Raw genomic sequence first — 5180 nt, 5'->3', positions numbered from 1 at the left:
TTTTGATTTACGGGTCATTTGTTCACCTTGTGTTTAGATGGGGATTATACCCCTTACATCTTGGTGTCCAAATTCACTATGCCACTACAATAGCATTACGGCCAAGCCTATCCAATTTAGTGACAATTAAAATGTCACCATTTTCCATGCGGTCAAGCAGCTTAGTGAAGCCAGGTCTTTCGCTTGCAGTAACAGAGCCGCTGATGCGTTCTTCAATTAATCGTTGAGACTGGACTGTAAAACCTGCTGTCTCTATTTCTCTGCGTTGGTTTTCGGTGGTCTGTTCTAGCGTGGATACCCGACAATAAGCAAAAACGCGTGACATGGATAATTTCCGTACGAAATGGGTGTACTTATTATAGCTTATGTACGTATTTGTTTTCACTAACTTTCGTACATTAATATATATAACTGTACTAAACCGTTCGGTTTCGTACAGTTTCCGTTATGGCTGACAGTTTAGCAATTTAATAGATGTGACTATGTTGTGGTGTGAACACAATTATACTCAATCGCTAAAAAACCAACGCCATATAGATTGTGGTCTATATAGATTTTAGTCTATAATTAAATGAAATGAATTAAAGTACCTCCGATGTGGACAATACTCAACCGCCCAATTTTTATTGACTGGTTTAAGTCATTAGATAGTAGAGACAAAATTAACGTAAGGGCGTCTCTTATTTTGTTGGAAGAAAGAGGGCCAACCTTACCCAGACCTTATGTTGATACATTGAAAGGGACTGGAATCAGTAACCTAAAAGAGTTACGTGTACAAAGTGGTGGGAAGCCAATTCGGCTTTTCTTCGCTTTTGATCCTGAACGTCAGTGTGTTGTCCTGTGTGGTGGTGATAAAACGGGTGATAAACGTTTCTATAAGAAGATGATCCCAATAGCTGAAAGCGAGTTTGAAGATCATCTAAAGGAGTTAAATAATGAAAAGCCAACCACTTAGTGGTCTTGATGAACTGATGACTGAAGATGAGATGAGTCAAGCACAGCTACAAGGCGCAGAGATGTTGCTAGAACTTAATTTGGCTGAGATTAGGCATAGTGTTCAAATGTCACAGGTACAAGTTGCCAGTTGCATGGGAATCAAGCAGCCTACCATTGCGAATCTAGAAAAGAATGGTAAAGACGTGAAGTTGCTTTCGCTCAAGCGGTATGTAGAAGCTTTAGGGGGGAAACTGCGCATTGATATTGAGATGCCTAATGGTCATCACTTTGGAATGAAGGTATAGCTACAAACTCATTTATCCATAAACGTGCTAGGCAAATTATTAAGGCACTGCCTTAATGTAAGCGGAGCGAGGCGCCTGAAAGCTGACATATGCATTTCGTGGCAGTGGTTTTCCTCCCTGCCAAGCCGCTTTTTATTTTAAAATGCCATTACCACCTAGTTTAGATTTACTAGTAATAATTAACTGATTTAGGCTAAAAGTTTACCGCCTTGGCTATATTGTTTACTAATAACTACTTTTTCTGGTAAATATAAGTGTCAACATCCACTGTAAACACTTGGATGTTTACCTCTTTCCCAGCAGAGATGAAATATGGACCAATCAACTCAAAACCCAAATATCTGCGACAAATGCCAACCAATTAAAAACTATTTTCTTTCCGATACTGGAAGGTGTGGCTTGTGTGGTGAGGTAGGGGACTGCTTTGATGCCGAACTGATTGCTTATTACCAACGAGCTGGCATCGAGGATGAAGAGTTTATCTGGCTCAAGTTGCCTAGGCTTCGAGGTTGGAATGCTCATGCAAAAGAGGGGATTGATGCAACGCTATTGTCCTGGTCTGAAATAGAACGAGAAGTGACAAGTGCCCTTAATGAGAGTTAAAAGCTGTATCGTTCCTAGCTAATATGAAACTCTGGTTTGATGAGAGTAAACATTTAGTAAGATTTAAAGATCACGTAGTTTCGAGTTCCACTGTTATTGGCCGTAATGGTTTTTCCTTCAATTTTAGCGCACAAGCAGGTTATGTAACCAGTTATATTTATTTGTTAGATAGTAATTCGGAGTTGGTAGTATTTAGCAATAACGAATTACATAAAGCCTTGATTGAAATTGTTACAACAAATGGTTGGAGTTTAAATCTAAAACTCATTTGATAACGCATTACGCTTTATTTGGTGGATGAGCTGTCTGAATATTTGCTCGGATTAATTACGTTTAAAATAAGGAAGTATCATGAGAGGTCAAGAATTTTTTTGTTCGATAACGATGATCCAGAATAAAGCGTAGTGGGTGAACAGCAAATCGAGCTGAATTTAAGTCTTGCATGAATTACCTTCGAAAAGAAGATACTTTAGTCATTACTCGTTTAGATAGGCTGGATCGTTCAGTTGTTCATCTCGCACAACTCGCTAAACGTTTTGAAAAAGAAAAATAAGCTTAATTGTTATAGAACAAAATATCGACACCACTACATCAACAGGCAGATAGATGTTTAATATGTTGGCGTCGATTGCAGATATTTAAAATGACTTACGTACTGTTCGTCAAGCAGAAGGTATTGCAAAGTCAAAAGAGAACGGAATGAAGTTTGGTCGCCCAACAAAGCTTTATGAGCAAATATGCAGTGCGATACATTCTAGTCGAATTGAAGGAGCACTATTGTTCAACTTGCTAAAGAATTTGAGTTTGGAGAAGCGACGATATATCGAGCGTTAAAGATGGTCATAACAAAGACAGATTAACCGAACTCCATCTATCCAATGATTTCTGTGATGATAGAGTTCAGTCGGCAGTTAATTGGTTACCTAGCGTATTCCTCACACGCTTCGGAGTAATCATTAATGGCAACGAAAGTATCGCCGTATCTGCGTAAGACAAATGGAGATTGAGAATTATAAGTGCCTTGCTTTGCCTTATCAGTAAAGCAAACTGAATATTCACCTCTATTAAACTCGATAACTTCTAGTGTATTCGTCCAAGTATCGCTATCAAATATAAGTTTATTTTTTGTTATCGTTGGCTTTGGTAAACCCTTTATATCGGAAAAGTGCGTTTTATTGTTCCTTACTTCCAGGTCGATTCTTGGCCGAAGTGAACTATTGAATGATGTTATATCTAATTTGTCGTAAATTTCTTGCATCGGATACGTGGTCGCAACAGAGTTAAAACTGCTAAGAGCTAACACTAAATATAAATAACGCATTATAAATGTTCCCCTTGATATTTATTCCGTTATCAGTTCTGTTGAATGCTATAAAGTAACTTACTAGAAGGGACTATCAAAGCAGTATTCAACCAATAAGCAGGCTATAGGAAAATTATTTTAGCACGATTTGCATCTATTCTACCTAGGGATTTTATCTTGGAATGCTTGGTGTAGCAGAGTTCAGCTTTTTATTGGATTGTTTAAGCGAATAAATTAATACTATATGTAGTAATTAGCTTCTCCAGTGTAGTTGTATGAATCCTAAAGGGACTAAGCAGAAATTATTGCGGTTTAAATTCATGTTATCTACTCATTGGATAAGCATTATTGGCTTTTCGATTGCTGGATTTACCGTGTATAGTGCCGCCCACTCACTTTGTGACTAGGAATTGTTCAATATGTGAATGGGATTTGTCAGCCTAAGAAATAAGTTTTAGTATTAATAGTCATGGTCATCATTGTGAGTAGGCCAGGTGTACTGTTTTTTGCATGGCTGCTTGGTGCTGTTAAAAAAACTGAGCAATACATTTTCGACTTTACAGGGAAAGCCCTAATCGTCATCAGGAAATCCCAACTTTTGATTAACTAAAACTTAACCAGCATAGAAATGAAAAAATCAATCTTCACAATCTGCAGCATAGGGCTCTTTTACTTAACGACATTCATAATGAACTCTCTACCGTTAAGCGACAGATATATATCAGCAACATATTTAGAATTTAATGTTATCCCCGCATCAACCCGCGCTCTTATTGAACCGCATATTCACGACCTAATCCTTTCAACTAAAGGTGTATCTAGCCTTTCGTATTCTGGATTTAACTACACTGTCCGAATGAAAGAGGATGCGACCAACGAATCAATTATAGAAGCAAAAAATACCATTCAATCAATAGCAGCAGTATTTGATCATCGTTACGACAGAGGTGAGGCTCAAATCTCAACCATAGAAAAGCAACACCCTAGAACTGCTCATGTTCACGAAATCACATCAAAAATACTATTTTGGACCGCTATGCTGGTATTTTACTTCGTTTGGATTGCCTTATTAACATCCATAGTTCCCATCCTTTACATTTTTGACTACTTCAGCATATATTACCCTTTAATAGTCATATTCCCAGTTGTTATGCTTTTCGCCTACAAAGCCCTCAGCCACTTAAAACTTAACATATTTAGGCGACGCATTATTAAATTCATCCCTGCATACTTATGCGCATCTGCTATTTCGTTTTGGTTCGCAACTCAAATAACAAAAGAACACATAGAAAATATCGCATTAAATAAGTATCAAACCCCGTTATCGACATTTAACATCAACCTTGAGACATACTCTCAATTTGGTGGATATTTCTCAGAGCATGCTACCATCATTCATAACGGCGAAAGAAAACACTGGTCTTTTAAGGCTAACGATTTTATTTCATCTGCAAATTAATTTAATTGCTTGCCGAATTGCCTTACATTTAACTTTGTTAAAAGGAATTTCTCATAATAAGACTGTCGTTGTCAGTATTGCTCCTCATCTGCTCTATGCCGCTTCAGGTATCTGCCAATATTAGTCAACCAGAGGTGATAAAAAAGTTGCGCGCCGAAGCTTTGGCCAGTTTCAAAGCGGGTGATGTTACCAATGCTGAATTAATTTTAAGCCGCTACTCTCAATCAGATTTCAATCAACTTTTGTCAGCGCCGCATTAATCAACGTTTCAACAATATAGCTTCTGCTTGCATTAATTTCATTGGCTAAGTTGTCAAGTTTTGAAATTGCATCTTTTGACAGCGATACCGATACCCCTTTTTTCCGCACTTTTGTAAGACTGACAATTTCGTCACAAGATAGATTATCTGATTTGCTGAGGTCTCGTTTCATTTGAGTTATTTCAGCATGAGTAAGGTTGCCTGTATCTATCATCTGGTATGAGTGTAGTGGCATAGTGAATTTGGACACCAAGATGTAAGGGGTATAATCCCCATCTAAACACAAGGTGAACAAATGACCCGTAAATCAAAAC

8 protein-coding genes are annotated in these 5180 nt (G+C 37.8%); 5 read left to right on the top strand and 3 right to left on the bottom strand.

Annotation, left to right across the window (positions count from 1 at the left end; translation table 11 throughout):
* Positions 1-76: 76 nt before the first annotated feature.
* On the bottom strand, positions 77-325 hold the full coding sequence (locus tag L2748_RS22985; RefSeq protein WP_248957783.1) for a recombinase family protein: 249 nt from the start codon (positions 323-325) through the stop codon (positions 77-79).
* 270 nt (positions 326-595) lie between these two features.
* Between L2748_RS22985 and L2748_RS22980 the strand changes: the two genes are divergently transcribed.
* The 4 genes from L2748_RS22980 to L2748_RS22965 all read left to right on the top strand — a co-directional run bounded on the left by L2748_RS22980 (position 596) and on the right by L2748_RS22965 (position 2397).
* Positions 596-955 carry a type II toxin-antitoxin system RelE/ParE family toxin gene (locus L2748_RS22980; protein WP_248957782.1) on the top strand — a complete coding sequence of 120 codons (360 nt, stop codon included), beginning with the start codon at positions 596-598 and terminating at the stop codon, positions 953-955.
* Positions 936-1241 carry a helix-turn-helix domain-containing protein gene (locus L2748_RS22975; protein ID WP_248957781.1) on the top strand — a complete coding sequence of 102 codons (306 nt, stop codon included), beginning with the start codon at positions 936-938 and terminating at the stop codon, positions 1239-1241. The genes L2748_RS22980 and L2748_RS22975 overlap by 20 nt, the downstream gene beginning before the upstream one ends.
* 312 nt (positions 1242-1553) lie before the next feature.
* Entirely contained in the window at positions 1554-1844 is a 291-nt protein-coding gene (locus tag L2748_RS22970) for a hypothetical protein (RefSeq protein WP_248957780.1), read from the top strand.
* A 442-nt stretch (positions 1845-2286) separates the two neighbouring features.
* Complete coding sequence (locus L2748_RS22965; protein WP_248957779.1) at positions 2287-2397, top strand: recombinase family protein; 111 nt, start codon at positions 2287-2289, stop codon at positions 2395-2397.
* Positions 2398-2763: 366 nt separating this feature from the next.
* Here L2748_RS22965 and L2748_RS22960 read toward each other — a convergent pair whose 3' ends face one another.
* On the bottom strand, positions 2764-3165 hold the full coding sequence (locus L2748_RS22960; protein WP_248957778.1) for a hypothetical protein: 402 nt from the start codon (positions 3163-3165) through the stop codon (positions 2764-2766).
* 670 nt (positions 3166-3835) lie between these two features.
* Here L2748_RS22960 and L2748_RS22955 point away from each other — a divergent pair.
* The gene (locus tag L2748_RS22955; protein ID WP_248957777.1) at positions 3836-4606 is read left to right on the top strand and encodes a hypothetical protein; all 771 of its coding nucleotides are present in this window, start codon (positions 3836-3838) and stop codon (positions 4604-4606) included.
* A 231-nt stretch (positions 4607-4837) separates the two neighbouring features.
* Here the strand turns inward: L2748_RS22955 and L2748_RS22950 are convergent, their stop codons facing one another.
* Entirely contained in the window at positions 4838-5101 is a 264-nt protein-coding gene (locus tag L2748_RS22950) for a ribbon-helix-helix domain-containing protein (RefSeq protein ID WP_248957776.1), read from the bottom strand.
* Positions 5102-5180: the final 79 nt, after the last annotated feature.

Source organism: Shewanella sairae (genome assembly GCF_023283535.1).
Lineage (GTDB): Bacteria > Pseudomonadota > Gammaproteobacteria > Enterobacterales > Shewanellaceae > Shewanella > Shewanella sairae.
The sequence above is the reverse complement of the archived record's forward strand: the minus strand, read 5'-3'. Positions and strand labels throughout refer to the sequence as shown.

Excerpts from the sequence above, each read along its gene's own strand:
- L2748_RS22985 (WP_248957783.1), bottom strand. The coding sequence starts at position 325 with ATGTCACGCGTTTTTGCTTATTGTCGGGTATCCACGCTAGAACAGACC.
- L2748_RS22980 (WP_248957782.1), top strand. The coding sequence starts at position 596 with ATGTGGACAATACTCAACCGCCCAATTTTTATTGACTGGTTTAAGTCA.
- L2748_RS22975 (WP_248957781.1), top strand. The coding sequence starts at position 936 with ATGAAAAGCCAACCACTTAGTGGTCTTGATGAACTGATGACTGAAGAT.
- L2748_RS22970 (WP_248957780.1), top strand. The coding sequence starts at position 1,554 with ATGGACCAATCAACTCAAAACCCAAATATCTGCGACAAATGCCAACCA.
- L2748_RS22965 (WP_248957779.1), top strand. The coding sequence starts at position 2,287 with ATGAATTACCTTCGAAAAGAAGATACTTTAGTCATTACTCGTTTAGAT.
- L2748_RS22960 (WP_248957778.1), bottom strand. The coding sequence starts at position 3,165 with ATGCGTTATTTATATTTAGTGTTAGCTCTTAGCAGTTTTAACTCTGTT.
- L2748_RS22955 (WP_248957777.1), top strand. The coding sequence starts at position 3,836 with ATGAACTCTCTACCGTTAAGCGACAGATATATATCAGCAACATATTTA.
- L2748_RS22950 (WP_248957776.1), bottom strand. The coding sequence starts at position 5,101 with ATGCCACTACACTCATACCAGATGATAGATACAGGCAACCTTACTCAT.